The sequence below is a fragment of the Idiomarina sp. UBA4206 genome (assembly GCF_002383015.1).
Classification (GTDB): domain Bacteria; phylum Pseudomonadota; class Gammaproteobacteria; order Enterobacterales; family Alteromonadaceae; genus Idiomarina; species Idiomarina abyssalis.
Genome location: NZ_DFTS01000016.1, coordinates 38051 through 39847, shown reverse-complemented (window position 1 = coordinate 39847; position 1797 = coordinate 38051). Strand labels below are relative to the sequence as shown.

Annotated in this window: 2 protein-coding genes; one reads left to right on the top strand and one right to left on the bottom strand. The window is 52.5% G+C overall.

Features of this window, described 5'->3' with window-relative positions:
* Positions 1 to 1388, top strand: a 1388-nt coding sequence (locus B3180_RS03540; protein WP_286843101.1) for a helix-hairpin-helix domain-containing protein, incomplete at its 5' end; no start/stop codon positions are given.
* Positions 1389 to 1407: 19 nt separating this feature from the next.
* Here the strand turns inward: B3180_RS03540 and B3180_RS03535 are convergent.
* Positions 1408 to 1797 (bottom strand): putative metalloprotease CJM1_0395 family protein (locus tag B3180_RS03535; RefSeq protein ID WP_286843098.1); only part of this gene is annotated, 390 nt, incomplete at its 5' end.

Genomic DNA, 1797 nt, shown 5'->3' with positions numbered 1-1797 from the left:
AAGACTTACTGATGGCGGCGCCTGCCGGTGCGAAAACCACTATGGGCTTAGACCCGGGCGTTCGTACGGGTGTTAAAGTTGCGGTAGTGGATGAAACCGGTAAAGCGGTTGCCACCAACACGGTGTTCCCGTTTCAGCCACAAAACCAAATGGATAAAGCCATGCGCACTCTGGCGACTTTGTGCAAACAGTACAAGGTTGAGCTTATCAGCATTGGTAACGGCACTCACTCGCGCGAGACCGACAAAATGGTCGGTGACATGCTCAAGCAGCACAGCGAGATAAAAGCCACCAAGGTTATAGTGAACGAAGCCGGTGCCTCGGTTTACTCGGCGTCTGAGCAGGCGGCGCAGGAATTTCCGGATATGGATGTGTCGCTGCGTGGCGCAGTATCTATCGCCCGCCGCTTGCAGGATCCACTGGCCGAGCTGGTTAAAATTGAGCCTAAATCGATTGGTGTTGGTCAGTATCAGCACGACGTTAGCCAGTCACAACTGGCACAAAGCCTGGATGCCGTGGTTGAGGACTGTGTAAACGCCGTGGGTGTCGATGCCAACATGGCTTCGTCTGCATTGCTACAACGCGTGTCAGGTTTGTCGAAAACGCTAGCGAAAAACATAGTCGATTACCGCGACGCCAACGGTGCCTTTGCTAACCGTAAACAGTTACTCGATGTGCCACGCATGGGGCCGAAAGCCTTTGAACAGGCGGCAGGTTTTATGCGCATTAATAATGGCGAACAGCCGTTAGATGCTTCGGCCGTTCACCCGGAAGCTTATTCAGTGGTCGAGCGCATTGCAAAAGCGAATGAGCTGCCGGTACAAGAGCTTATTGGCAACCATTCATTGGTTAAAAGCCTGAACGCCGCCGACTACACCGACGAGCGCTTCGGTCTGCCAACGGTAACGGACATTTTGTCTGAGCTTGAAAAACCGGGCCGCGACCCCCGCCCTGAGTTTAAAACCGCGGAATTTAAAGAAGGCGTTGAGAAAGTCAGCGATCTGAAGCCCGGCATGTTGCTGGAAGGCGTGGTAACTAACGTCGCGAACTTTGGTGCCTTTGTGGATGTTGGCGTGCATCAGGACGGTCTGGTTCACATTTCAGCACTGGCCGATAAGTTTGTCAGCGACCCGCGTGAAGTGGTGAAAGCCGGCGACATTGTGAAAGTAAAAGTGCTGGAAGTGGATATTGAGCGTAAGCGTATTGGTTTAACCATGCGTTTAAGCGATGAAGCGCCAGCCAAAACCGCAACTGACAAACCTAAAGCGAAAGCCAGTAACGGGCCTAAGAAAAAATCTTCCGGTAATAGTGGTCGTGCGCCACAGCCAAAAAACTCGGCTATGGGTAGCGCATTGGCAGATGCCTTTGCAAAAGCGAAGAAAAATTAAAACGGAATAAAGAGAGGCGTTAAGCAGTAGCGCTGAATGAGTCCACGGATGGACGAACACGCTTATCGTAGAAAGAGGCAATCATCTCGCCACGCTCCGGCGATGACAGAGTCTTTTTGCCCTGTTCAGCAGGTGCTGCGGCGTCGACGCCATTTGACTGGCTGTCACCTTCGCTTTTGTTTGCACCTTCCAGGCTTTTGTTAAACGGCGCATTAATACTAATGTCCGGGTTTGGCTCTTCGCCCTCTTCACCACCCTGGCCTGACTCAATTTGCATTTGGGCTAATTCAGCCCGCGCCTGAGTTGCTTTATTGGTTGCTTCAGACGCTATCGCTCTGTCTGCCGGTGAAGGTTGTGCCGGTGCCATAGCTGCACGACGAACCACCTGCATCTTCTGGATAGTGGCTTG